General features: G+C 39.6%; 19 protein-coding genes. 9 read left to right on the forward strand and 10 right to left on the reverse strand.

The genetic code is table 11. The features are described 5' to 3' along the window. Positions 1–3: 3 nt before the first annotated feature. From pgaB to HLV59_RS13955, 3 genes are all read right to left on the reverse strand, one after another. Entirely contained in the window at positions 4–1,998 is a 1,995-nt protein-coding gene (gene pgaB / locus HLV59_RS13945; protein ID WP_171430211.1) for a poly-beta-1,6-N-acetyl-D-glucosamine N-deacetylase PgaB, read from the reverse strand. Between the two features lie 244 nt (positions 1,999–2,242). After that, positions 2,243–2,581 (reverse strand): FKBP-type peptidyl-prolyl cis-trans isomerase, encoded by a 339-nt coding sequence (locus tag HLV59_RS13950; protein ID WP_002117532.1) that lies wholly within the window; start codon positions 2,579–2,581, stop codon positions 2,243–2,245. An 87-nt stretch (positions 2,582–2,668) separates the two neighbouring features. Beyond that, positions 2,669–3,199, reverse strand: a complete 531-nt coding sequence (locus HLV59_RS13955) for a YaeQ family protein (protein ID WP_002117684.1) — start codon at positions 3,197–3,199, stop codon at positions 2,669–2,671. A gap of 187 nt (positions 3,200–3,386) precedes the next feature. Here HLV59_RS13955 and dctA point away from each other — a divergent pair, with 187 nt between their 5' ends. Beyond that, positions 3,387–4,649, forward strand: coding sequence for a C4-dicarboxylate transporter DctA (gene dctA / locus HLV59_RS13960; protein WP_171430212.1), 1,263 nt, complete (start codon positions 3,387–3,389; stop codon positions 4,647–4,649). 45 nt (positions 4,650–4,694) lie between these two features. On the opposite strand, the gene HLV59_RS13965 is transcribed toward dctA, so the two are convergent. Next, complete coding sequence (locus tag HLV59_RS13965; protein ID WP_171430213.1) at positions 4,695–5,693, reverse strand: CobW family GTP-binding protein; 999 nt, start codon at positions 5,691–5,693, stop codon at positions 4,695–4,697. Positions 5,694–6,192: 499 nt separating this feature from the next. On the opposite strand from HLV59_RS13965, the gene HLV59_RS13970 reads away from it, so the two are divergent. Further along, positions 6,193–6,393: a hypothetical protein gene (locus HLV59_RS13970; protein ID WP_000761577.1), complete on the forward strand. Its 201-nt coding sequence runs from the start codon at positions 6,193–6,195 to the stop codon at positions 6,391–6,393. 126 nt (positions 6,394–6,519) lie between these two features. Here the strand turns inward: HLV59_RS13970 and HLV59_RS13975 are convergent, their stop codons facing one another. The 4 genes from HLV59_RS13975 to HLV59_RS13990 all read right to left on the reverse strand — a co-directional run bounded on the left by HLV59_RS13975 (position 6,520) and on the right by HLV59_RS13990 (position 11,721). After that, the gene (locus HLV59_RS13975) at positions 6,520–7,035 is read right to left on the reverse strand and encodes an acyl-CoA thioesterase (protein WP_005070756.1); all 516 of its coding nucleotides are present in this window, start codon (positions 7,033–7,035) and stop codon (positions 6,520–6,522) included. Between the two features lie 250 nt (positions 7,036–7,285). Further along, entirely contained in the window at positions 7,286–7,900 is a 615-nt protein-coding gene (locus HLV59_RS13980) for a MarC family protein (protein ID WP_002117499.1), read from the reverse strand. Between the two features lie 11 nt (positions 7,901–7,911). Then, on the reverse strand, positions 7,912–9,978 hold the full coding sequence (locus HLV59_RS13985) for a choline transporter (protein ID WP_031947614.1): 2,067 nt from the start codon (positions 9,976–9,978) through the stop codon (positions 7,912–7,914). Positions 9,979–10,098: 120 nt separating this feature from the next. Next, positions 10,099–11,721, reverse strand: coding sequence for a BCCT family transporter (locus HLV59_RS13990; RefSeq protein WP_171430214.1), 1,623 nt, complete (start codon positions 11,719–11,721; stop codon positions 10,099–10,101). Between the two features lie 265 nt (positions 11,722–11,986). Between HLV59_RS13990 and betI the strand changes: the two genes are divergently transcribed. From betI to HLV59_RS14025, 7 genes are all read left to right on the forward strand, one after another. After that, positions 11,987–12,610, forward strand: coding sequence for a transcriptional regulator BetI (betI, locus tag HLV59_RS13995; RefSeq protein WP_005303239.1), 624 nt, complete (start codon positions 11,987–11,989; stop codon positions 12,608–12,610). Next, positions 12,603–14,075, forward strand: coding sequence for a betaine-aldehyde dehydrogenase (betB, locus tag HLV59_RS14000; RefSeq protein ID WP_171430215.1), 1,473 nt, complete (start codon positions 12,603–12,605; stop codon positions 14,073–14,075). The genes betI and betB overlap by 8 nt, the downstream gene beginning before the upstream one ends. A 96-nt stretch (positions 14,076–14,171) precedes the next feature. Continuing rightward, a complete protein-coding gene (betA, locus tag HLV59_RS14005) occupies positions 14,172–15,830 on the forward strand; it encodes a choline dehydrogenase (RefSeq protein WP_171430216.1) in 1,659 nt (552 codons plus the stop codon). Between the two features lie 508 nt (positions 15,831–16,338). After that, positions 16,339–17,979, forward strand: coding sequence for a malate dehydrogenase (quinone) (mqo, locus tag HLV59_RS14010; protein WP_016144574.1), 1,641 nt, complete (start codon positions 16,339–16,341; stop codon positions 17,977–17,979). 90 nt (positions 17,980–18,069) lie between these two features. Beyond that, on the forward strand, positions 18,070–18,540 hold the full coding sequence (locus tag HLV59_RS14015) for a hypothetical protein (protein ID WP_171430217.1): 471 nt from the start codon (positions 18,070–18,072) through the stop codon (positions 18,538–18,540). A 216-nt stretch (positions 18,541–18,756) separates the two neighbouring features. Continuing rightward, on the forward strand, positions 18,757–19,635 hold the full coding sequence (locus HLV59_RS14020; protein ID WP_171430218.1) for a homocysteine S-methyltransferase family protein: 879 nt from the start codon (positions 18,757–18,759) through the stop codon (positions 19,633–19,635). Positions 19,636–19,640: 5 nt separating this feature from the next. Then, the gene (locus HLV59_RS14025; protein WP_171430219.1) at positions 19,641–20,975 is read left to right on the forward strand and encodes a basic amino acid/polyamine antiporter; all 1,335 of its coding nucleotides are present in this window, start codon (positions 19,641–19,643) and stop codon (positions 20,973–20,975) included. Between the two features lie 55 nt (positions 20,976–21,030). On the opposite strand, the gene HLV59_RS14030 is transcribed toward HLV59_RS14025, so the two are convergent. Both HLV59_RS14030 and HLV59_RS14035 read right to left on the reverse strand, forming a co-directional pair. Next, the gene (locus HLV59_RS14030; protein WP_171430220.1) at positions 21,031–22,944 is read right to left on the reverse strand and encodes an esterase/lipase family protein; all 1,914 of its coding nucleotides are present in this window, start codon (positions 22,942–22,944) and stop codon (positions 21,031–21,033) included. 147 nt (positions 22,945–23,091) lie between these two features. Beyond that, positions 23,092–23,799, reverse strand: coding sequence for a YoaK family protein (locus HLV59_RS14035; RefSeq protein WP_171430221.1), 708 nt, complete (start codon positions 23,797–23,799; stop codon positions 23,092–23,094). Between the last annotated feature and the right edge of the window lie 107 nt (positions 23,800–23,906).

Below are 23,906 nucleotides of genomic sequence, written 5' to 3' on the forward strand. Positions count from 1 at the left end.
CAACTACGGCACAAGACGAGAAGATTTTTCAGCAAATGCTTTATGCATTGTGTTTACATCCGGATGATCTTTAATTGGGTCATCTGGGTAATATCCGACATGCATGACACCTTGCTGATAAAGAGAATGAATTGTTGCAGCCATTTCAGCCGATGGTACCTTTTCGTTTTTACGCCAGTCGGTTGCCTGTAATTCAAAAACGGTTTTCTTAATGCCATTTGGATATTGTTTCACACGATCAATCATATCTTTATAGAATTGATCAGCATTATCGACCTGTTCCATATAAGGCATTGCCATAATAGCCGTAAAGTCATAACGTTTTAACGACTCTTCAAGCGATTGTGAATACCAGTTTTCTGCATATGGTTTTAAAGCAACTTGCGCGTATAAGTTACGTGCGGTAAGCAAGAACGGTTCATATTGTCGCACGTCATCAACGAGTTGCATGGCAAAATCATCTAGATATTTTGTCTTATATGCCGTCCATTTCTGCAAGTCCTGATCATTACCACGGATTTTTGCTAAATCTGTTGGTAAGCCTTGTTTCGCATAAGCTTTTAATGCATCGGGGCTTGCATCTTCATAGTCAGATAAAGTGACATCATCATGGAATAAAATTCCGTTAAATGAAGATGACTTAGCCAAGTCTTGATAAATCTCACGAATAGTTTGGCGTGCCTCTGGTGAGAATGGGCTTAAACGGATATACCCCATGTTGAGGTGCTCACCTGCTTTTGCTTGCTCTGTCACCACCAAATCCTTAGAAACAGGATCAGTTTTTGGTAGTTCCCATGCCAATAAAGGCATCCATGCATAAATACGACTTACAGGCGTACGGGTTTGAATTTGCCATGCTACACGGTTAAATAAGTCGGCACGCATTGGAATGTGACGGTTTGGGAAATACACCATATCGGCAGAACCATTAGCATCTGGATCTGAAAAAGCTTGCAAATAAACTGTATTTACACCCATTGCATTAATTCGGTCTAACAAATGACCTAGATTACGCTCTTGCTGTTTCGGGTCTGGGTCATAAATATAGTCCAGATCGACATGCATAATTTTTTGCGGACGGTTGTTATCCGTTAAATTCAATTCACGATTTTTGATTTCTTGAGCCAAATCATCAGTCGTCATATCGCCTTCTACCAAAATACGGCTCATATTTTGTAGAGATTGTTTTGCGTGATCAGCCCCATCATCCAGTGTAATAGTCACTGGCATACCCAATTTTTTCGCAATTTGGACAGTTTGCATATTGTAGCGACCATATGGCCACACCATAATACGTGGTGAACGTAAGCCATGCGCTTTGAGTAGCTCGTTATTTTTCTTTAAGTCATTATAAATACGTGATTGATACTGTTCATCGATCTCATAGGTTTGAGTTTTAACATCATAAAAACGAGTTGTTGCAGCAGGTTCAGAGTTACCTTGCGGGTTGCCTGTAATACCGCGGTGTAAATGATAGCTATGGCTTGCAATTTCTACAAAACCACTATCTTGCATCTCTTTGAGCTCACCCCAGCTTAAGATTTTATCACGTGGGATTTCTTCCCCTGAAAAATCAACTTTCTGCCCTGCTTTTGGTTCTAACCATGAACCTACTACTGCAAGTACTACAGGGATTTTTTTAGCTTTAATGACAGGATACGCATTTTGATAGAAAGATTGATAACCATCATCTACAGTTAATAAAACCGGTTTTGTAGGCAGTTGAGCTTTCCCCTGATGAGCACGGATCAACTGATCAACCGTAATAAAATGGAATCCGTTTTTTTGTAGCCATTCAACGTGCTGTGTAAATTGTTGAGTCGTCACTGCATATTGAGGAATTAAGGCATTTTTAGTATCGGTAATTTCATGATAACCAATCACCGTAAGTGTTGAAGCGTCCAGTTTAGGTGGTTTAGCTAATGCCATGCCTGACAAACCTGCCAAGGCCAAGCCAAGTGATATGTTCAACAAAGGAGATGCAAAGCGGATAGTCATGAAATAGCGTCTCAATATCAATATAGATTATTTATGTGAAATTTGATGTTAAGGCACAAACTATTTGAAATTTGGTCTTAATATCACACTGCCTACAAATGAACAGTTTTTCATTTGGCATTTATAATCAAATAATCTGAAAATAATCTTAAATATTTAAAAAGCTAAAATATAAATTAATAATGTATTTATATTTAAAGCTCATATAAATAAGAAAGCCCCCTAAAGGGCTTTAAATTTTTCACTAGTCACGAGTTTTGACATCGAATAATTCAATCTCAAAAATTAAATTAGAGTTTGCTGGAATGATCTTACCCATTTTACGCTCACCATAAGCTAAATGAGCAGGCACGATGAGTTTACGTTTGCCGCCAACTTTCATTCCCATAATGCCTTGGTCCCAGCCTTTAATCACACGGCCTGTTCCAATCACACATTCAAAATAATTACCACGATCAATTGAAGAATCAAATTTTGTGCCGTCTTCTAACCAACCTGTGTAGTGAGTTGTAATCAAAGCACCTTTAACCGCTTCTTTGCCTTCACCTACTTTTAAATCGATAATTTCTAATTCATTTGACATGGTTTACCCCTTAATCTGAATCTTTAAAATCGCAATTGGTACTTAGTGTACCAACTGAATCTGTAGAATTTGTTGCGCTTTTCTATGTTACTGTAACTGTGTCCACACAACACTTGCCTGACCCTTTTCACCTAAAAGCGTCCACTCGTTGTCCATGACATTTAATTGAAGCTGCATGGTACGTTCACAAAGTTGTTCAAGCTCTGCTGTACTTTGCGGGGCAATTTGCCACACTTGAACGTTACTTAACGTTTTAATTTTACTGTTTCGTTTCCACCATTCTTCGACTTGTGTGCCATACACAACAAGCGCAACTGTTTTACAGCGCGCACTGGCTTTTTTGACTTTATCTTCAGACGGTAAACCGACTTCGATCCAAGTTTCTAACTGACCCGTTAAATCTTTTTGCCATAACGCTGGCTCGTCAGTTTCAAAAAGGTCTTTAGTAAACTCAAGCTCATCACTTGCGAAACGGGCGAAAGCCATCAAACGAACCATTAAACGTTCTAAAGTTTCCGAAGGATGCAAGGCAAGCGTCAGCTGGTAATCACCATAAATATGGTCATCCATATTGGCAATATTCAAGTCTGCCTTATAAATTGTTGCTTTAAGCGCCATGATTAATATGTCCAAAAATTTGGCGCTAAGGATACTCGATTTTAGGTAAAAATTTATAAAAAAACTGAACAATACAAAGCATAGTCATGTGAAATTTGCATATTCTTCCAAAACGCTCAGCTTATTTTATAGTTGGCCGGTTTTTTGCTTTAGAGAGATATTCTCCTCTTTCTAAAATTGATGACTTATGTGGCTAAAGCTCAAGCGTAGTTTATTTTTACAGGTTCTTTGTGCTCTCTTTCTTGGGGTTGCAGTTGGAATCGGCTTTCATGATTTCTCCCTATCTTTAAAGCCATTAGGTGATGGTTTTATTTCTTTAATTAAAATGCTGATTGCCCCCATTGTGTTTTGTGTGGTTGTACTGGGAATCTATGGTGCAAATGACATCAAAAAAATGGGCAAAGTCGGTGCAAAAACCATTCTTTATTTTGAGGTGGTCACCAGTATTGCCTTAATTTTAGGCATTGTTGTGGCTTATGTATTTAAACCGGGCGTCGGTATGAATATTGATATTAGCCATTTAGATGCAAAAGATTTAAGTACCTATACTGAACGCGCCCATGAAATGCATACAGGTTCGGAATTTCTACTCAATATTATTCCCAAAACCTTCACTGCAGCTTTTGCAAACGGCGATATTTTACAAGTTTTACTCATCGCTATTTTATTTGGTGTTTCCCTACTTTTAATTCCTAAACATTTAGCAGAGCTGGTACGTCAAGCACTTGAAGCTTTTTCGGAAGTCTTCTTTAAAATTATGGGGCTCATTATTCGTTTAGCTCCAATTGGTGTATTCGGTTCAGTCGCCTATACCACTGCTAAATTTGGTTTAGATTCACTCTTACAATTGGGTTATTTAGTTTTACTGTTTTATGCAACCTGCATTTTATTTGTCGTTATTGTTTTAGGTTCGATTTTAAAACTTGCCGGTCTCAACATTTTCAAATTTGTGGGCTATTTTAAAGATGAACTCGCTATTGTTTTAGGTACCGCTTCTTCTGACTCTGTTCTTCCTCAAATTATGAAAAAACTCAAAAATTTGGGAATTAAAGATTCAACTGTCGGTTTGGTTATTCCAACTGGTTATTCATTTAATTTAGATGGCTTTTCAATTTACTTAACTTTAGGCGTGATCTTTATTGCACAGGCCTGCAATATTGATTTGTCTATGCACGACTTACTGGCTATTTTGCTAGTTTCGCTCATTACTTCTAAAGGTGCACACGGTATTCCAGGCTCAGCTTTAGTTATTCTTGCAGCCACGCTTTCAGTGATACCAAGTCTCCCTGCAATTGGGTTAGTGCTGCTACTTTCAGTTGACTGGTTTATTGGAATTATTCGTGCCTGTACCAACTTAATTGGTAACTGTGTCGCGACCGTAGTGATCGCTCACTGGGAAAAAGATATTGACCATGCGCAAGCTAAAGCTGTGTTAGATAGCAAACCTTAATCCCACTCTTCAGAGAACATTGAATTACTTTTGGTTTAATGTTCTCTACTTTTCAAGCTGACAGGCAAGTAATGCTGTTTCAAACGCCAACCAATCATGGTTATGTTCGCTAATGATTTCAATACGGTTATCAATGCCCTCTTCACCAGACTTATAATTAAACTGATCAGGATTAAAGTTAAAAACTTTCCACCCTTGATCTGTGTTAAAAATTCCCTTAATTCGAAGCCAGTCTTGCTGTGCACATAATAAATCTAGCAAAGCATAAAACTCGAATTTCCAGCGTTTAGGCAACTTCCAACCAGCCACAATATAACCTTGTGCCGACTCGACATAATGATAAGGTAATTGATTAATTTCCTTTGCGACCTCGGTTTCAGTCATTTGCTTTTGAAGTTTAAGTAAAGGTTGTATAGATCGCTCGGTTAAACGAGCAGCTATATCAATTTTATTTAAAGCTAACTGACCATGTTCAGTTTTAATCCACTCTTGGTGATAAGGCTGATATTCGTCTTTTAATAACTCAAGCGCTTGTTCATCTTCAAAAGTCATCACATCGGTATGTGACACCACCACAATTTGGGCAGCTTTTAACTGATCTTCATAAAGGTTTTGTTTAACCCAATTGGTATCATGCAAACGACTACCATCTACCACAGTAATCAGTGCTCGCATGGCTAAACTACTTTGCCAATGAGGCTCAGTCAGTTGGTCAAATAACTGAGAAGGATGCCCAAGTCCAGTCGGCTCAATAAAGAGTCGATCTGGCTTTTGTTCACTCAATAGCCGTGCTAAAGCAATATGCATCGGCAATTGACTGCTACAACATAGACAGCCCCCTAATAGCTCTTTGACTGCATATCCTTCATCTTGAGGTAAGAGTTGTTGGTCTACTCCAATTTGTCCAAACTCATTTATTAATACAGCCCAAACCTCCTCTTTAGGTTTTTGGCTTAATAAATGCTGTAATAATGTGGTTTTTCCTGCCCCTAAAAAACCAGAAATAATATGGGTGGGAACAGTTTTTGGGGCTATCAGTTTCACAATCGGCTCAAATCAACAAGGTATAAAAACTAAGAAAGGTATATCACTGTTTAAGTAGCATGAAAATGATTTTTCACTTTGAAGATATACTTTTCAATTATCAGGCTAAAGCTCTCAATTTGTGACATGCATCTCATCAATTATCTAAATTAACTTTTAACATCTACAATTCAAACGAAATATCCTATTCAAGCATATTCACAATTCATGCCAGAGTGTTAGGTTTACGTAACACAGTTGGCTTTTTTTTACTCGATAAGAAATATTTTTTCACATTTTAAGGTGTATTTAAGCCCTTTTATTTTACAGATTGCTCACATAAATGACCCGTATATTTCATATTGTTAAGATAGCCGTAATAGATTGTTAAGTTAATTGATGTAATACCAAGCTCGGCTTAGCATGTGTCCTAGCTTAGTCATTCAGCCATACAGGTTTCAGGTATGTATGAACGATTAGGTTTAATTTATTTTTAAATGAAATTTAAGGATGCCATAAAATGAAATTAGCTAAAACTTTACTCGCTACTACACTTGCTTTAACTGCTGCTTCAACTTTTGCTGCTTCTAAGCACGACCAAGCACATAACACTGCTGGTGAAGAAAAAGTTGTTGTTTCAACTCAAGAACAAGCAAACACTGCAAATGCTGCATCTGATGCTGTAGGTTCTGCTTCTGAAGCTGCTCCTGCAACTCGTTAATTCTCTCAGCATTCTCCTCCAAGCTCAGAGATAATTTTACTGAAATGAAAAATGGACGCTGAATTTTGGTAAAGAAGAAAAGGATCGAACCATGCTGCGGTTTGATCCTTTTTTAATTCAAAATTTTTAAGAAGTTTTCTTATACATGCTACAAGATGGATTGTGGTTTTCTTGAAGACGTAAAACCTTACGATGCTCAGCAGCTTCAAAGCGGCAACGCTTCCATTCTGTATTGAGATTTAATTGAGGTACTTCACATGGCTTGCCCTGTTCATCAACAGCAACCATCGTGAAATAACAGCTATTGGTATGGCGCACTGTCCTCTTCTGGATATTTTGCGCTTCAACACGGATTCCGACTTCCATTGAAGTACGACCTACATGATTCACACTTGCCAAGAAGGTTACCAACTCACCTACATAAATCGGTTCTTTAAAATTTACCTTATCTACAGATAAAGTCACCACGTAGCCACCCGAATAACGACTTGCGCAAGCGTAAGCAACTTGGTCTAGTAGTTTTAGAATCGTACCACCATGAACATTACCTGAAAAATTTGCCATATCAGGCGTCATCAAAACTGACATCGTCAATTCAGACTGATCATCAGTTGCTGTGGTCATTTCATCTAATGTAGGCATAGCTCAACTCTGTCTTAAAACAAGCTCAGTCAACATTATGGTTGATAATTCACAAAAAAAACATGCTTAAATCCACAACATAGCATTGTATTTTTTAATATCTTTGATTGTTTTTTAAAATTTAATTTTTTAAAGCACTATTTTTAAAGTTATTTTTTAAAGTTGTTTTATTTATCTTAGAATTTTTTAGAAGATGCTATGCCATTTTATTCCATGTTCAATGGCATAGCAGGTTCTTATGAGTGACTTGCTAAACTTTATTAATGACGCCTGTCACACCATTAATAATCATATCAATGGCGATCGTACCGATTAATAAAGCAGATAAACGCCCGACAATATCAAAATAACGGTCAATATGTTTGGCATGTTTATAGCGTAAATGATCATGTGAAAATTTCATCAAAATCAAAATACTGCAAGTTAAAAACAAGGTGAAGGCAATCACTAGGGCTGCCTCACCAATTGACATTTCAATCCCTGTGACCACAGCCGCACTAATGGTGCCCGGGCCGATCATAAATGGCATGGCAATGGTGCCAGCCAGATGTTCTGGTGCCCCACGCATTTCACCAATGGTATCGGCACCCTGAAACACATAGCGGTAGCCAATCACCAAAAAGATGAGGCCTCCAAAGATCTGAAAGGCTTCAAAACGTACATTCAGATATTTACTAAAAATTGTTTCGCCGCCCCATGCAAATAGCATGAACACGACAAAAGCAATTAAACTGCCCTGAATCAGTGCTTTATTAAACACCTTAGCTTCTGAATGGCGGATTAAGCCAATCATATAAATGCTCATTAAAAAAGGATTGAGCAATGAGAAAAATAAAGCAAAAGAATGTAGATAAGGAGAAGCCATGCATTTTCCTCTTAAGCTTGTGGATCTGGGAACAATGGACGATTCCCTGGGCTAATACGATTAATATGTAAGAACGTCATATGTCTTTCATATTTATCTAAAATATCGTTAATGACCTGTTCTTTACTGTAGCCAACCAGATCGTTATCTTGAGAGCCATCATAAAGATAGGTTTCAAGTCGGAAATAGAACTGTTTGCCTCGTTTTACACGCTGGCTAAAGTTCGGCGCGCTATAGCGTACAGGCCAGATCTGATAAACAAAGTTTTGCTCTTCTTCCAAGTGGATAGTGAGATCTAGATGGTAAAGCGTATCTTCATCTTCTAACGGTGTTTGCTGCACATCTACATTCATACCCTGCTTAACAAGCTCATCGGCAACAGCCTGAACAGCTGGCAAACACACCGTATCTAGCATGCGCTGTGTTTCAGTAGTTCCCGGATGATGCATGACTCGAGTTAAACGTTGTTTCCAGTTCAGAATATCAACGTTCCCTACCACTGGCGCTGCATTCATACTGCGACTAGCATGCCTGTAATCTTCAAGTCTGAGCGACTTATAAAGTCCAGCCATCACAAGGAACATCACAAAACTAAACGGCAACCCCATAATAATCGTTGCGTTTTGCAAGGCGGTAATGCCGTTGGTCATGAGCATCGCTAATGTGAGCAAACCAATCGCCACTGCCCAAAACACGCTTAACCAACGTGGAGCATCATTATCGATATTAGTAAGTTTAGTCGTGAAGTTACCTAAAACCAGCGCTCCCGAATCGGCAGAAGTCACGTAGAACAAAAGCCCTGTTACGGTGGCAATTGAAGCAATAAAGGTAAAGCCCGGATATTGCGCTAACAGGTCATAAAAACCATGAGCCGGATTTGCTAACACCGTCGCTGCTAAGGTTTGGTTGCCTTCAAAAATAACGCTGTGCAATGCGCTATTACCAAAAATGGATAACCACGTGAGTGTAAATAGAAGTGGAATAATTAAGGTACCGCATACAAACTCACGAATAGTACGTCCTCTTGAGATACGTGCCAGAAAGAGTCCTACAAATGGAGACCAAGCAATCCACCACGCCCAGAAGAAGAAAGTCCAACTGCTCATCCATTCTTTAGGCTGTTCAAAAGCAAAACTTTGTAATGCTAAAGCAGGGAAACGAGTTAAATAATCACCAATATTTTGCACAAGAGCATTGAGTAAAAACTCAGTATTTCCTAAGAATAAAATAAACAGCAATAACCCGACCGAAACATAAATATTAATTTCAGATAAAATCCGCAAGCCTTTATTGACCCCAGATGTCACCGAAATAACACTAATACCCACCGCAACAGCAATCAGGATAAATTGCATCCAGATATTTTCTGGTAATCCCAACAACACATGTAGGCCATAATTCAGCTGTACTACCCCAATCCCGCAGGTCGTCGCAATACCAAAAATTGTCCCAATCACGGCAGCCGTATCAACACTATGCCCAATTGCCCCATTAATTCTTTGTCCAAAGATTGGATAGAGAGCAGAACGAATAGTCAGTGGCAAATTATAACGATAGCTGAAATATCCCAATGACATACCAATCAAGGCATACATACACCAGCCAGTTAAACCATAGTGAAACAATGTCCACACCATACTTTGGCGCGCTGCTTCATAGGTTTGACCTACTCCGACCGGAGGTTGCATGTAATGAGATAGTGGCTCAGCGACCGAGAAGAACATGAGGTCGATACCAATACCCGCCGAAAACAGCATGGCGGACCAACTAAGTAAACTAAATTCAGGTTTTGAATGCTTAGGTCCTAATTTGATACTGCCATATCTTGAGCAGGCAATAAAAATCACGAAGGCCATATAGAGTGTTGCTGCCAGCAGATAATACCAACCAAAGGTTGAAGTTACCCACTGAAGTACGGCGTTCATGACTCGATTTGCAAAATCGTTGAACAAAAACGTGACGAGAGAAAAAATTAAAATAAGTACAGCTGAAAAATAAAAAACCACACGGTTGAGCGGGTCTTTTTTAGATTTAGATAATGTTAAATCATCAACTGCTCTTGGATTATCTGTTGCCATACAATCCTCAAGGAATAAAATAAAAACAAAATATTTAATTTCGTCTTTTCACTCTTATTAAAAACAATGAAAAGACGACTTTAAACGCAAAAAATAATATATAGATGTGATCGATTGAGGTTATAAAACCTCGGTCACTTTATTCTGGTCACAATTCGATGGGACCGAAATGTCTTTTGAAACAGCTAACTGTTTTTTCACTAATTGAGGGTCAAAATCATCTTGCTTTAACGCTTTGGCTAAACCAAACATATAGAGCAAAATAATCACTGAAAATGGTAAACCACATAACACCACAGCACTTTGCATGGAGTTAAAACTACCGGCTAAAAGCAAGCCAATACTTACAATGGTAATTACCACAGACCAAAAGACGCGTAACCAGATCGGTGAATCACTATCATTGGTGCCCCCTTTTGAGGACAAATTAGCGATCATTAGTGTACCAGAGCCAACTGGTGTCAAAAATAAAACGAAACAAATTACAACAACAATACCCGCAACGTAAGGATTAAACGGCAGATATTCGAGTAATTTAAATAAAGATAATGCTGGATCAGTTAAGACCATATCACCTAATACTTTCTGTTTTTGCTGCAAGATAAAATAAATTGCAGTGTTTCCAAAAACCGAAATCCAAGCCAGTGTAAAGCCGAGTGGAATCAGGCATACACCTAATACTACTTCACGTATGGTACGTCCTTTTGAAATGCGGGCAATAAACATACCGACAAAAGGCGCCCAAGCAATCCACCAAGCCCAATAAAATACGGTCCACGAACCCAACCAGCCACTGGCTTTTTGATTGTACAAATACATATCAAAACTTTTACCAATAAAATTATTGAGGTAATCGCCCGTATTTTGTACCAGACCATTTAATAAATGGTTTGTCGGACCTGTTAAAAATACAAATAAAAGTAAGGCATATAGCAGACGTAAATTAATACGCGACAACCATGCTAAACCTTTTTCAATACCCACCACGGTTGTGATGGTTGCAACAAACATCATGATGAGAACAGCAGTAATTAAGGTTGCAGAATTATCAGGAATTTGAGGAAGTAAATAACAAATGCCCGATACCAGCACCAACGCTCCAATTCCCAAGTTGGTGACCAAGGAAATAACTGTCGCTAAAATCCCAAAGCCATCGACAAAATCACCCACTAAGCCATGCACTCGCTCTCCAAAAATTGGGTAGAGCGCTGAACGCAGTGCTAATGGCAAGTTTTGTCTGAAAGCGAAGTAACCTAAAGTGACTCCAAGCAAAGCATAAAGTACCCAGCCATGAATCCCCCAATGCAAAAAGCTATAAGTCATCGCATTACGGGCTGCCTGAATCGTTCCTGCCTCGCCTTCTGGCGGTCTTAAGAAATGGTCAACAGGTTCGGCCACACCATAATAAAGTAGCGCAATACCAATCCCTGCCGAGAACAACATTGAAGTCCAAGCGAGATAAGTGAACTCAGGTTTATCGTCATCTTTGCCTAAAGGAATCTGTCCTACCTTTGAAAAAGCAAGCCAAGCGACAAAGCCCAAGCACAGCACAATAACCAGCATGTAATACCACCCAAAAAAGTGATTTACCTGCTCTTGTACATAAGTTAGCCAAAACTGACTTTTTTCTGGAAACAGCACAAAAAGTAGGCCAAAAATGCCAATACTGATGGCTGAACTCCAAAATACAAAACGATTTAACCGAATATGGTCTGAAGAATATTTATCACTTTTCAACACCATCTTATTGCTCCTTGCAATCGGTGTATTTTCTCAAAATAACGTGATAAGTAATGTACTTATGCGCATCATCCTATTCTTAACAACTCTTGATTTCACCTCTTTATTCCTAGAGGCAATCTTCAAAAATTCATTGATTTTTACATATCATACTTGTTATTGATTGAACGTTCAATCAATAACAAGTATGATAAAAAAAGTGCTATGATGCTCTGCAAGTTAACATGCTGAATTTAAAGCACCACTAAAAGTGCTGATGTGGAAAAACATGACAAAACGCAGAGTAAAACCAGAACATGTGCGACGTGAAGAAATCATGAACGCTGCACTCGACGTAATTTATGAAGTGGGGTTATCCAATACCACCATTGCACAAATTGCAAAAAAAGCCGAGTTGTCGACCGGCATTGTCAGCCATTATTTTGGTGACAAACAAGGGTTGATAAATACCTGTATGCAAGAAATGTTAAATGTTCTGCGTCGTAAAACCGAACAGTACAGAGCAGAAGCAGATTCGCATCCAGAGAGCCAGATTAAGGCCATTATCGACTCTAATTTTGACATTAGTCAGGTTAATGAAAAAGCAATGCGGGTCTGGTTAGACTTTTGGTCAGCAAGTATGCATGTACCAGACTTAAGCCGCTTACAAAAGATTAATGATCAACGCCTGTACTCCAACTTGAAGTTTTATTTTCTCAAGTTAATGAATGAACAACAGGCCAGTGTTGCCGCTAGAGGGTTGGCAGCATTGATTGATGGATTATGGTTACGAGGCAGTTTAAGCCGTCATAACGAATTTGACAGCAACCTTGCCCGTTCCATTGCTTACGATTATGTACAAACGCAAGTTCAATTTGCGAACAAGCCTTTGCAGGAGAGACAAAATGAGTGATGCACAAGTTCATCAACTGTATATCCATGGACGCTACGTTAACGCAACCAGTGGAAAAACATTTAATAGTATTAACCCTGCCAACGGCGAGACCATCGCGACTCTTCAACAAGCTTCTGAACAAGATATTGAAGCTGCTGTACAAAGTGCCCAACAAGGACAAAAAATCTGGGCTGCCATGACTGCCATGGAACGTTCACGTATTTTACGTCGTGCTGTCGACATTCTTCGTGAACGAAATGATGAGCTTGCCCGTCTTGAAACTCTCGACACAGGTAAAGCCTATAGCGAAACATCGACAGTCGACATTGTGACTGGCGCAGATGTACTCGAATATTACGCAGGACTTGCAACAGCCATTCAAGGTGAACAAGTTCCACTTCGCGAATCAAGTTTCTTTTATACACGCCGTGAACCTTTAGGCGTAGTTGCCGGTATTGGTGCTTGGAACTATCCAATTCAAATTGCTTTATGGAAATCTGCCCCTGCCCTTGCTGCCGGCAATGCCATGATTTTCAAGCCAAGCGAAACCACTCCACTTACTGCATTTAAACTTGCAGAAATTTATACAGAAGCTGGCGTACCAGACGGCGTATTTAACGTTGTGCAAGGTGCTGGTCGTGAAATCGGTCAGTGGCTTACTGAACATCCCGTGATTGAAAAAATCTCATTCACTGGCGGTGTGGAAACCGGCAAAAAAGTTATGGCAAGCGCTGCTGGCTCTACGCTGAAAGAAGTGACCATGGAACTCGGTGGTAAATCTCCACTGATTATTTGTGAAGATGCCGACCTGAACCGTGCCGCAGATATTGCCGTCATGGCGAACTTCTTTAGCTCAGGTCAGGTATGTACCAACGGTACGCGTGTTTTTGTTCCGAAATCTCTTTTAGCCGATTTTGAAAAAGCGGTTGTAGAGCGTGTACAACGTATTCGCATTGGCGACCCAATGGCTGAAGACACAAACTTCGGTCCACTTACCAGCTTCCCTCATATGGAAAAAGTGTTGTCTTTCATTGAGTCAGGCAAACAACAAGGTGCTAAAGTCTTAATTGGTGGTGGCCGTGCTACAGAAGGCGAACTTGCCAAAGGCGCTTATGTGCTCCCGACTATATTTAGCGACTGCACCGACCAGATGGCCATTGTTCAAGAAGAAATTTTTGGACCTGTCATGAGCATCTTAAGCTATGAAACCGAAGAAGAAGTCATCCGTCGTGCTAACGACACGACCTTTGGTTTAGCTGCCGGCGTTGTTACTCAAGACATTAGCCGCGCTCATCGCATTATTCACCAAATTGAAGCTGGTATTTGCTGGATTAACACTTGGGGCGAATCGCCTGCCGAGATGCCAGTCGGTGGCTACAAACAATCTGGTGTAGGCCGTGAAAATGGTTTAACCACGCTTGGGCACTATACCCGTATCAAATCTATTCAAGTTGAACTTGGCGATTATCAAAGCATTTTTTAATGCCCCAATCGCTCTAAACACTTCAACCTAAATCACATATGCCGAGCAGTCTTTCATAGATTGCTCAGGCAAACTGTTAGTAAAAAAAGGATAGTTATGAATATTAAAGAATATGATTACATTATTATTGGCGCAGGATCTGCCGGAAATGTACTCGCTGCGCGTCTTACTGAAGACAAAGATACCACCGTTTTATTATTAGAAGCGGGCGGACCAGATTATCGCTTGGATTTCCGTACACAAATGCCGGCAGCTTTGGCCTACCCTCTTCAAGGCCGTCGCTATAACTGGGCTTATTTAACCGACCCAGAACCACACATGAATAACCGCCGTATGGAATGTGGTCGTGGTAAAGGTTTAGGTGGCTCATCTTTAATTAATGGCATGTGCTATATCCGCGGTAATGCCATGGATTTAGAGCAATGGTCAACCCATAAAGGCCTAGAAAACTGGTCTTATGCCGATTGTTTGCCATACTACAAAAAAGCCGAAACGCGTGACATTGGTGAAAATGACTACCATGGTGGCAATGGCCCTGTGTCAGTTGCTACACCTAAAAATGGCAATAATGTCTTATTCCATGCCATGGTTGAAGCTGGCGTACAAGCAGGTTACCCGCGTACCGATGACTTAAATGGTTACCAGCAAGAAGGTTTTGGTCCAATGGACCGCACGGTTACCCCTAAAGGTCGCCGCTCAAGCACTGCACGTGGCTATTTAGATATGGCAAAAGGTCGTCCAAACCTGACTATTTTGACTCATGCGACGACTAACAAAATCTTGTTTAATCAAAAGCAAGCGATTGGTGTCGAATACATTATTGGTGCTGATCAAAACAACTTACAACGTGCATTGGTTAAACGCGAAGTGTTACTGTGTGCAGGCGCAATTGCTTCACCACAAATTTTACAGCGCTCAGGTGTAGGTCAAAGTACTTTCTTGAAATCAATGGACATTGATGTGGTTCATGATTTACCGGGCGTAGGTGAAAACCTGCAAGACCATTTGGAAATGTACTTACAATATAAATGTAAGCAACCCGTTTCTTTATACCCTGCCTTGAAATGGTATAACCAACCTGCGATTGGTGCCGAGTGGTTATTTAATGGTACAGGTATTGGTGCAAGTAATCAGTTTGAAGCAGGCGGATTTATCCGTAGTTCGGATGAGTTTACATGGCCCAACATCCAGTACCATTTCTTGCCGGTTGCCATTAACTACAACGGTAGCAATGCAGTGAAAGAACATGGTTTCCAAGCACACGTAGGTTCAATGCGTTCGCCTTCACGTGGTCGTATCAAACTTAAATCGAAGGATCCATTTGAGCATCCAAGTATCTTGTTTAACTACATGTCGACTGAACAAGACTGGCGCGAGTTCCGTGATGCGATTCGCATCACGCGTGAAATCATGCAGCAACCAGCACTTGACCCATATCGTGGTGAAGAAATTAGTCCAGGTAAACATCTACAATCTGATTCAGAGCTTGACGACTTTGTTCGTAACCATGCAGAAACCGCTTACCATCCGTCTTGTAGCTGTAAGATGGGTGAAGATGAAATGGCTGTTGTAGATGGTCAAGGTCGCGTACACGGTATGCATAGTTTGCGTGTTGTCGATGCCTCTATCATGCCGCTGATTATTACCGGTAACTTAAACGCAACCACCATTATGATTGCCGAGAAAATTGCAGACCAAATCCGTGGACGTGAAGCATTACCACGTTCAACTGCACCGTTCTATGTAGCATCATAAAACTTTAAAGGGCATATTTCTTATACAGAGATATGCCCTTAATTTAAATCTATAGAGTGAATATTAATAAGAACGATGTATGACAGAAAATAAGCACTTACCTGCAGCTTATTTACATAAATATGGTGTGAAATAAAAATTAATCGATTTTTATAGGGAAATATTCTTCAAATGATTCAACTTTAAGCACATTAAAATTATTAATTTAATTTCAATTATTTATATAAAAATAGTAAGCTTAAATTATCTTGTTAAAGCTAAACTTGGCTAAATATAAATCATATTTATGATTTTGATGAACCCCATTTATTATAAAAATTGTCTTGTCAATGCAAAATTAGTCTAAAATATAGTGTGTTTGCGATAATCCCAAGTCATTTTTATTTTTTTGAAGTTCTCTAATTTTGAGAATTTACTTTCGCATTTATATCCATTTTGTCTGGATACGCTGTCTAGGTTTCCTCACACCTTAAGTGACTCAAATAACTTATTTTAAGGTCCCCCTTACATGAAAAAGTTTTTGAAATACCTTCTGGTATTAATCATTCTTATTCTAATTGCAGGTATTGCGTTCTTGTTTAGACCGACAACGTCAAAACAAGTTGAAACTGCAAAAGATGAACCCGTTGTTGATGCTGTTCTTGTTGGCGGCGGCATCATGAGTGCCACTCTTGGTACTTATTTCACTGAGCTTGAACCAAACTGGCAAATTCGTATGTACGAACGTCTTGACCAAGTTGCTCAAGAAAGTTCAAACGGCTTTAACAATGCCGGAACAGGCCACTCTGGCTTTATGGAAATGAACTATACCGAAGAGAAAAACGGTAAGATGGAAATTGCCAAAGCTGAAAAAGTTGCTTCTCAATTTGAAGTTGCTAAACAGTTCTGGTCACATCAGGTAAAACAAGGCGTTTTAGCTGAACCAAAATCATTCATTAATCCAGTTCCGCACATTGCTTTCGTTTGGGGCGATAACGTTCAATTCTTAGAAAAACGTTATGCAGCCATGATCCAAAGCCCGTTGTTCAAAGGTATGAAATTTACTGAAGACCCAGCTGTAATTAAACAATGGGCACCTTTAGTGATGAATGACCGTGACCCTAGTCAAAAAGTTGCAGCAACTCGTATGGATGTTGGCTCTGACGTTAACTATGGTTCAATCACTAAACAATTAGTGAGTCATTTAAATCAAAATCCTAATTTCAAATTACAGACTTCAACTGAAGTGACTGGCATCAGCCAAAATGATGACAAAACTTGGACTGTGTCTTTCAAAAATTTGAAAACTGGTAAAGTAGATCACGTTAAAACACGTTTTGTATTTATCGGTGCAGGTGGTGCAGCAGTTAAATTATTGCAACTTACTGGTTTACCAGAAGCTAAACAATATGCTGGCTTCCCTGTTGGCGGTGAGTTCTTAATTACGGACAACCCAAAAATTACTGCTGAACACACAGCAAAAGTGTATGGCCGTGCTGAACTTGGTGCGCCTCCAATGTCTGTACCACATATTGATACGCGTTATATTGACGGTAAAAAATATGTATTGTTTGGACCATTTGCAACCTATTCAAACAAGTTCCTGAAAAACGGTTCTCAGCTTGATTTACTTGCATCAACAAACAAAAGTAACGTTTTACCAATGACCACTGTTGGCTTAGAAAACCTTGATCTTGTTAAATACTTGGTCAGCCAAGTCATGATGTCAGATGAAGACCGTCTCAATGAACTTCGTAAATACTACCCAGATGCGAAAGCTGAAGACTGGCGTTTAAGCCAAGGTGGTCAACGTGTTCAGATCATCAAAAAAGAACCAGGTAAACCAGCAACACTCCAATTCGGTACAGAAATCTTTGCGTCTAAAGATGGTGCTGTAACTGCATTGTTAGGTGCGTCTCCGGGTGCTTCGACTTCTCCATACATTATGCTTAACTTGCTTGAAAAAGCTTTCCCTGAGCAAACTGAAGGTAAGTGGAATCAGAAGCTTCATGAAATTGTAGTGTCTTACAAACAAGACTTAAGCAAAGATCCTGTGTTACTCGACAAAGTGCGTCAGTACACAAGTTCTACGCTTGGCTTGAACTATACATCTCCGTTCAAAGCTGCAAACGATGAAACTGCGGCTGCCCCAGTTGCAAAAGCAAACTAAGTTTGACGATGTATAAATAAATTCCAAAAGGATGAATTTCGATTCGTCCTTTTGTTTTTTAAGCTCCAACTTGAGATATTTAGATTCGCTATGACCCATTTAAACTTATCATCTCGCCTCTTATCATTTGGTTTTAAGCTGGTGCTTGTTTTGCTACTGGTTTATCTTTTGGTAAGCGGGTTTTATATGTGGATGATTGGCGGTACAGCGATTTATGTCAGCTCAGCGGTGTTACTTGCTCTGACTGCTTATGCATTTAAGCTCGGTAAATATCAAAAGCTATGTTCTGTTTTAAATCTGCTGATGAGTGCAGTGGCATTATATTTCAGTACTGCTCATTTATTTTTCTCGCCTGTTCAATTCTTTATATTTGTACCTGCCCTATTTTTTGTTTTATTGGCTTTTGCTCGCCTAGAAAAAGTTCTTTGCTTATCTAAATTTTTAATATTCATTAGTTTATTGATTTGGTCAGGCATACATTTTACGCAGCTTGAGCAACTTAATGCCTATTATAAAACGCAGCACACAGGTGAAAGTTGGCAGCAATATGGCGCGCTATAAAATCGTTTTTTATTCTAGATTTTCAATTAAAGATATTTTCTTTTTCACATGAAGTTCATCAGTAAAACTGAACATCGTTTACAGAATTCCTCTTAAGAAAAATTATTCATAACAATCTAATTTATTTAGAAATGTATCGAGCATATTCGCGATTGAACACAATTCATCTACACGTTAGATTAGCTGAATTATTTTTCTCCCTTTATGTTGTAATTTATGAAGATTTTAGATGGCGGTTTAGGCCGTGAATTAGCCCGCCGTGGCGCTCCGTTTCGTCAACCAGAGTGGTCTGCGCTTGCACTGATTGAAGCACCTGAAACAGTAAAAGAAGTACATCTCGATTTTATCAATGCTGGTTCAGAAGTGATTACCACCAATAACTACGCTGTTGTGCCATTTCATATTGGACAAGAACGCTTTGAAACTGACGGCGTGCGTTTAATTCAAGTTGCCATCGAACAAGCAAAAAATGCAGTTAAAGAAAGCGGCAAAAATGTCAAAATTGCAGGCTGCTTACCACCGCTATTTGGTTCTTACCGTGCAGACTTGTTCCAACCTGAACAGGCTAAAAACCTTGCTGAGCCAATCATTAATACATTGGCACCAGAGGTTGATTTTTGGTTAGCTGAAACTCAATCGTGCTTAAAAGAAGTAGAAACAGTGCATGCCTTATTACCACAAGATGGTAAGGACTATTGGGTATCTTTCACGCTGCAAGACGAAATCAAACATGAGCAAGCACTACTTCGCTCAGGCGAAAACATGCAACAAGTGGCTGATTTCATCAAACAATCAAATGCCAAAGCTGTATTGTTTAACTGCTGCCAACCCGAAGTAATCTTGCAAGCGATTAATGAAATTAAAGGACTTATTCCAGAGTCTGTACAAATTGGTGCTTATGCCAATGCTTTTCCACCGCAAGATGAGAGTGCTACTGCCAACGATGGTCTGGATGAAATTCGTAAAGACTTAGACGCTCCAGCTTATCTTGCATTTGCTAAGCAATGGCAGAAAGCAGGTGCAAGTCTAGTCGGCGGTTGCTGTGGCATTGGTCCAGAACACATTGCTGAACTTTCTCAATTTTTTAAAGAATAAATACCATGTCTGCTGCCAAAATTGGACTATTGTCTCTTACAGCGCTGGTCTTTAGTTCTATGGTGGGGTCAGGCGTATTTAGCCTACCCCAAAATATGGCTCAAGTCGCTAACGGCTCTGCCCTTCTTGTTGCATGGCTCATTACCGGAGTCGGCATTATTTTCTTGGCTCTCACGCTATTACATTTAACCCGTCAACGACCAGATCTAGATGGCGGTATTTATAACTATGCGCGCGAAGGCTTTGGAGACCTGATTGGTTTTTGCTCGGCTTGGGGCTATTGGTTGTGTACCACCATTGGTATTGTCGGCTATGTGGTGATTGCCTTTTCAGGCGTTGGCATGTTTACCGACAGCAAAGACCACGTTATTTTTGGTGAAGGTAATACGCTCTACTCACTGATTGGTTCAAGCATTTTTGTATGGCTGGTGCACTGGTTAGTGAGCCGAGGTATTAAAGAAGCTGCGATTGTGAATTTACTGGCAACCATTGCCAAAATTATTCCAATGGTGGTCTTTATCTTCTTTACCTTTATTGCTTTTAAGTTTGATTTATTCAAACTCAACCTACATGACTTTTCTTTGCAAGTTCCGCTTTGGCAACAAGTAAAAGACCTAATGCTCATTACCCTTTGGGTATTTACCGGTATTGAAGGTGCAGTGGTTTTATCATCGCGTGCAAAAAACCGCTATGACATTGGTAAAGCGACCATTTTAGGTGTGTTACTGGCGTTAAGTTTTTATGTCATGGTCACTGTATTGGCTTATGGTGTGGCAAGTCGTGAAGCACTTGCTGGCATGCATAATCCATCTATGGCGACCATTTTGCAGCAACTGATCGGCTTGCCGGGTACCATCATTATTACCATCGGGCTGATTATTTCCGTTGCATCGTCTTATTTAAGTTGGACGTTATTTGCTACTGAAATTCCATTTTTGGCTGCAAAAAATGGGGCATTCCCTAAATTATTTTTAAAGAATAATCAGAACAATGTACCTATTTCATCCCTTTGGCTGACAACGCTTGTCGTGCAAGGCTCACTTATTGCCGTGTATTTTTTCAATAAAAACTATACCCAGCTTTTATTGATTTCATCGGTCATGATTTTACTGCCTTATTTTCTGGTGTCAGCTTTTTACCTTAAAGAATCCATTCGCCATAAACGCATGCCGCATATTGCGATTGCAAGTGTCGCTTCAATCTATGCGCTTTGGTTGCTCTATGCAGCAGGTTTAGACTTACTTATGTTGTCTGGCGTGTTGTATTTGGTGGGCTTGGTTATCTTTTCAATCAGTTATTTTGAGCATAAAAAATCGCTCAAACAAAACCAGCTTAATTAATCACTTCAACCACTGTTGAATCATTTCAGCAGTGGTTTTTTAAAAACAAAAATTTCTATTTTGAAGGCTGCGACTGCTTTAAGTGCAATCTTAAAATACGGCGTAATTCTAAAATTGCCTCAGGCGTGGTTTGAATCGAATGTCCACCTTTAATGATCAACTCCGACTGCTCCCCACCCAAATGCGAACTTTGATAGGGTACAATTCCATCGCTGCTTTTTAACTTATCAGTCGTCCCATTTATGTTCCCCATAATCGAATGATAGACCACATTGGACGAAGGCTGAATGGTTTGCGTAAGCTGCATAAAGCTAGAAGAACGACTTAAATTACTCGCCCCATTTTCAATTAAACCTTTTCTGAGTTTTGTATTTTTCTCATCTCTCATTTCAACTGCAATAAAAAAATCAGCGGGCAAACGAATAATACGGCGGGCAATTTGGGTAAACCATCGGTCAGCGTAGTCTGTACCATGATGAGGGGCCGATACAAAAACAACCCGATTAAAATATGGCAAAGCCTTGAACTGAAAGCGCTCACGAATGACTGGATTTTCTTTTAACCGATTTAACTGCGCTTCATTCATTTTTTGCATGGCTTGCTCTGAAACATCGGCATCACTTACCAAGAGGCGGCTAATGACTCCGCCCATACTATGCCCAACCAGCACGGCATCATGCGCAGCGTAGCTGTCTTTAGCAACGTTTTGAAAAGCTTGATTCAGCAAAGAATAAATCTGAAAACGACTTTCAAAAATCGGCATATTGGTTGAATAAAATACCTGCCAAACTTGGTAGTTTTGTCTTAATTCGGCATCGCCCATAATGTCATTGGTTAAGCTCACCCAAGCCTCTGGACTACTCGCTAAACCATGAATAAACACAATGATTTTCTTATTTGGGTTAAAAGGTTCCAGCATATATAAATGCGGCATGATCAAATTGGCTTCTTTATTAATTAAGGACCAATAGCCTGCTGCACCTAAATTATATTTCGACAGCCAAAGCCCATAAGGTACCGAATAGTTTGCAGTGAGCGGATAGTCCACACCTTCAACCTTTACGCGGTCTTGTCGATATGGATCAAACACCGCAATTTCTAACTCTGCCCCAGCAATGACCTGATCGGCTGTAGCTTTTTGTTTTGGATAAGCAATCGCCGTGACCGGAAAGAAGCGTGGTAAATGTATGTTGGGATTATTCTGCTGAGCATAAAAAGCATCGGGGTCTAAAATGAAGCCGTGATTTACATCATTTTCTTTACGCCCAACAATAAACTCTGCTCCTAAACCATCCTTACGGTTGACGGTATTAAAGCCAGAAAAGTTCATGTTATAGCTGGAGCGAAAAGTATCGACTTCAATCTTTTGTACATCTAAGGCATGGTCAAAATTGACGTGGTACTCATGCCTATCTGCTTTAAGCAATGGTGGAAAGCGATGTGTATTTAAATGATTAAAGTACGTGGTCATGAGCTTCGACAAGGCAACGTTATAAAAAATACGTACCTGATTTTGCCGATGGTCAAATACCCGATCAAACGGCGACTCTTCCGAGTCAAACAAATAGACATAGCTATAGCGCAAGCTTTTATCAAACAGCGCTAACTCTTGCTCAAGGCAACTGCTACTTTTATTGATCACATTACACTGGCTGCTACGCCCGACATCTAAAGCTTTTGCCAAGTAAATTTCACTCAGCGCAGCATAGCGTTCTTCTCGGCTGCTATTTTCGGACAGACTCTGAATTTTATTTAAACAATCATCAAAATTTTGCAGACAAGACTTTTCATCTTTTTTGATTAAATACAGTAAGTTTTGGGTTTGATGGCTTAAGGTATTTGCGGTCAAAATACTTTCATTTTTACTATTTAAAGCACTGCTTAAATTAGTTTCTTTCAAATGAATAACCTGACAGCCACTGAGCAAAGCCATTATTGTTAACAATGAATAATGGTAAGACTTTGTCATTCTGCATTCCTTAATCGAATGTATTCCCCATCTGGTCATTATGCCTGTAAAGCCGTGAACGAACAATTTCGGCTCAGCTTTCGTTTTTCTTTATGACGAAAAAAGCCTGAACTCATTTTAATTCAGGCTAATTTGTTGTTTTTCAAATCAAGCTTGGTTGAACTTTTGCTGTGAAGCTAAATATGAAAAATACAAAATGGGTAAGATAAACGGCGCTACACTCCAGAAATCAAAATAGACATAAAGTACCGCTCCTAAGAAAGCACCAATTACAAACCCAATCACAATACTGGCACTTTTTAGAAAACTAGCCCGATTGGCTGCGTTATTGTTTTTAAGTAAGTTGGCAATATCAATACCGAGCTGGGTAGTGTTGCCAGTCATCATAGTGCTAGGGCTAATATTTTTAATGAGGGTTTTGCTAGAAGTATTACGAATAGCCAAAGCAATTAAGCCCAGTCCTCCTGTTACTGCAAGTGTTAGTGCATCCGGATCTTTAAATGGCTCGAAATAAAGTCCTGCAATCATGAAAGCACATAGAAAAATGGCTTCAAATAAAAATAAATAAGATAGCGTTTTGTGCTTGACCTGACTACGGTCAATTAACAGTTTGGTAATCACCACTGTCAAAATAAATAGCGGGATAGCTGCGAGCTTTATCCATAAACCAGCGCCGCCTTTAACCCACGCCGCCCCCGCCAACACTAAGTTTCCCGTCACATGCGCAGTGAAAAAGCCAAATAACGCAATAAAGCCAATAGTATCAATTGCCCCACCGACCATGGTCAGCAAAACTGGATCTCGACAAATTGCCCAAGTACTTTGTTTCTCTTGTTGCATTGAAGTCTCTGGCATAAACTGCATCCTATTATTTTAAAGTCATTAATTCAGTACAAAAATGTTTTAAATATTTAAAAACAAATCAAAACTAAAGCGTTTATAAAAGCAAAAAAACATGTAAA

The organism is Acinetobacter lactucae (genome assembly GCF_013122135.1).
Taxonomy (GTDB): domain Bacteria; phylum Pseudomonadota; class Gammaproteobacteria; order Pseudomonadales; family Moraxellaceae; genus Acinetobacter; species Acinetobacter lactucae.

Bases quoted from the DNA above. Each gene is read 5' to 3' on its own strand.
- pgaB (WP_171430211.1), bottom strand. From the start codon at position 1,998: ATGACTATCCGCTTTGCATCTCCTTTGTTGAACATATCACTTGGCTTG.
- HLV59_RS13950 (WP_002117532.1), bottom strand. From the start codon at position 2,581: ATGTCAAATGAATTAGAAATTATCGATTTAAAAGTAGGTGAAGGCAAA.
- HLV59_RS13955 (WP_002117684.1), bottom strand. From the start codon at position 3,199: ATGGCGCTTAAAGCAACAATTTATAAGGCAGACTTGAATATTGCCAAT.
- dctA (WP_171430212.1), top strand. From the start codon at position 3,387: ATGTGGCTAAAGCTCAAGCGTAGTTTATTTTTACAGGTTCTTTGTGCT.
- HLV59_RS13970 (WP_000761577.1), top strand. From the start codon at position 6,193: ATGAAATTAGCTAAAACTTTACTCGCTACTACACTTGCTTTAACTGCT.
- HLV59_RS13975 (WP_005070756.1), bottom strand. From the start codon at position 7,035: ATGCCTACATTAGATGAAATGACCACAGCAACTGATGATCAGTCTGAA.
- HLV59_RS13980 (WP_002117499.1), bottom strand. From the start codon at position 7,900: ATGGCTTCTCCTTATCTACATTCTTTTGCTTTATTTTTCTCATTGCTC.
- HLV59_RS13985 (WP_031947614.1), bottom strand. From the start codon at position 9,978: ATGGCAACAGATAATCCAAGAGCAGTTGATGATTTAACATTATCTAAA.
- HLV59_RS13990 (WP_171430214.1), bottom strand. From the start codon at position 11,721: ATGGTGTTGAAAAGTGATAAATATTCTTCAGACCATATTCGGTTAAAT.
- betI (WP_005303239.1), top strand. From the start codon at position 11,987: ATGACAAAACGCAGAGTAAAACCAGAACATGTGCGACGTGAAGAAATC.
- betB (WP_171430215.1), top strand. From the start codon at position 12,603: ATGAGTGATGCACAAGTTCATCAACTGTATATCCATGGACGCTACGTT.
- betA (WP_171430216.1), top strand. From the start codon at position 14,172: ATGAATATTAAAGAATATGATTACATTATTATTGGCGCAGGATCTGCC.
- mqo (WP_016144574.1), top strand. From the start codon at position 16,339: ATGAAAAAGTTTTTGAAATACCTTCTGGTATTAATCATTCTTATTCTA.
- HLV59_RS14015 (WP_171430217.1), top strand. From the start codon at position 18,070: ATGACCCATTTAAACTTATCATCTCGCCTCTTATCATTTGGTTTTAAG.
- HLV59_RS14020 (WP_171430218.1), top strand. From the start codon at position 18,757: ATGAAGATTTTAGATGGCGGTTTAGGCCGTGAATTAGCCCGCCGTGGC.
- HLV59_RS14025 (WP_171430219.1), top strand. From the start codon at position 19,641: ATGTCTGCTGCCAAAATTGGACTATTGTCTCTTACAGCGCTGGTCTTT.
- HLV59_RS14030 (WP_171430220.1), bottom strand. From the start codon at position 22,944: ATGACAAAGTCTTACCATTATTCATTGTTAACAATAATGGCTTTGCTC.
- HLV59_RS14035 (WP_171430221.1), bottom strand. From the start codon at position 23,799: ATGCCAGAGACTTCAATGCAACAAGAGAAACAAAGTACTTGGGCAATT.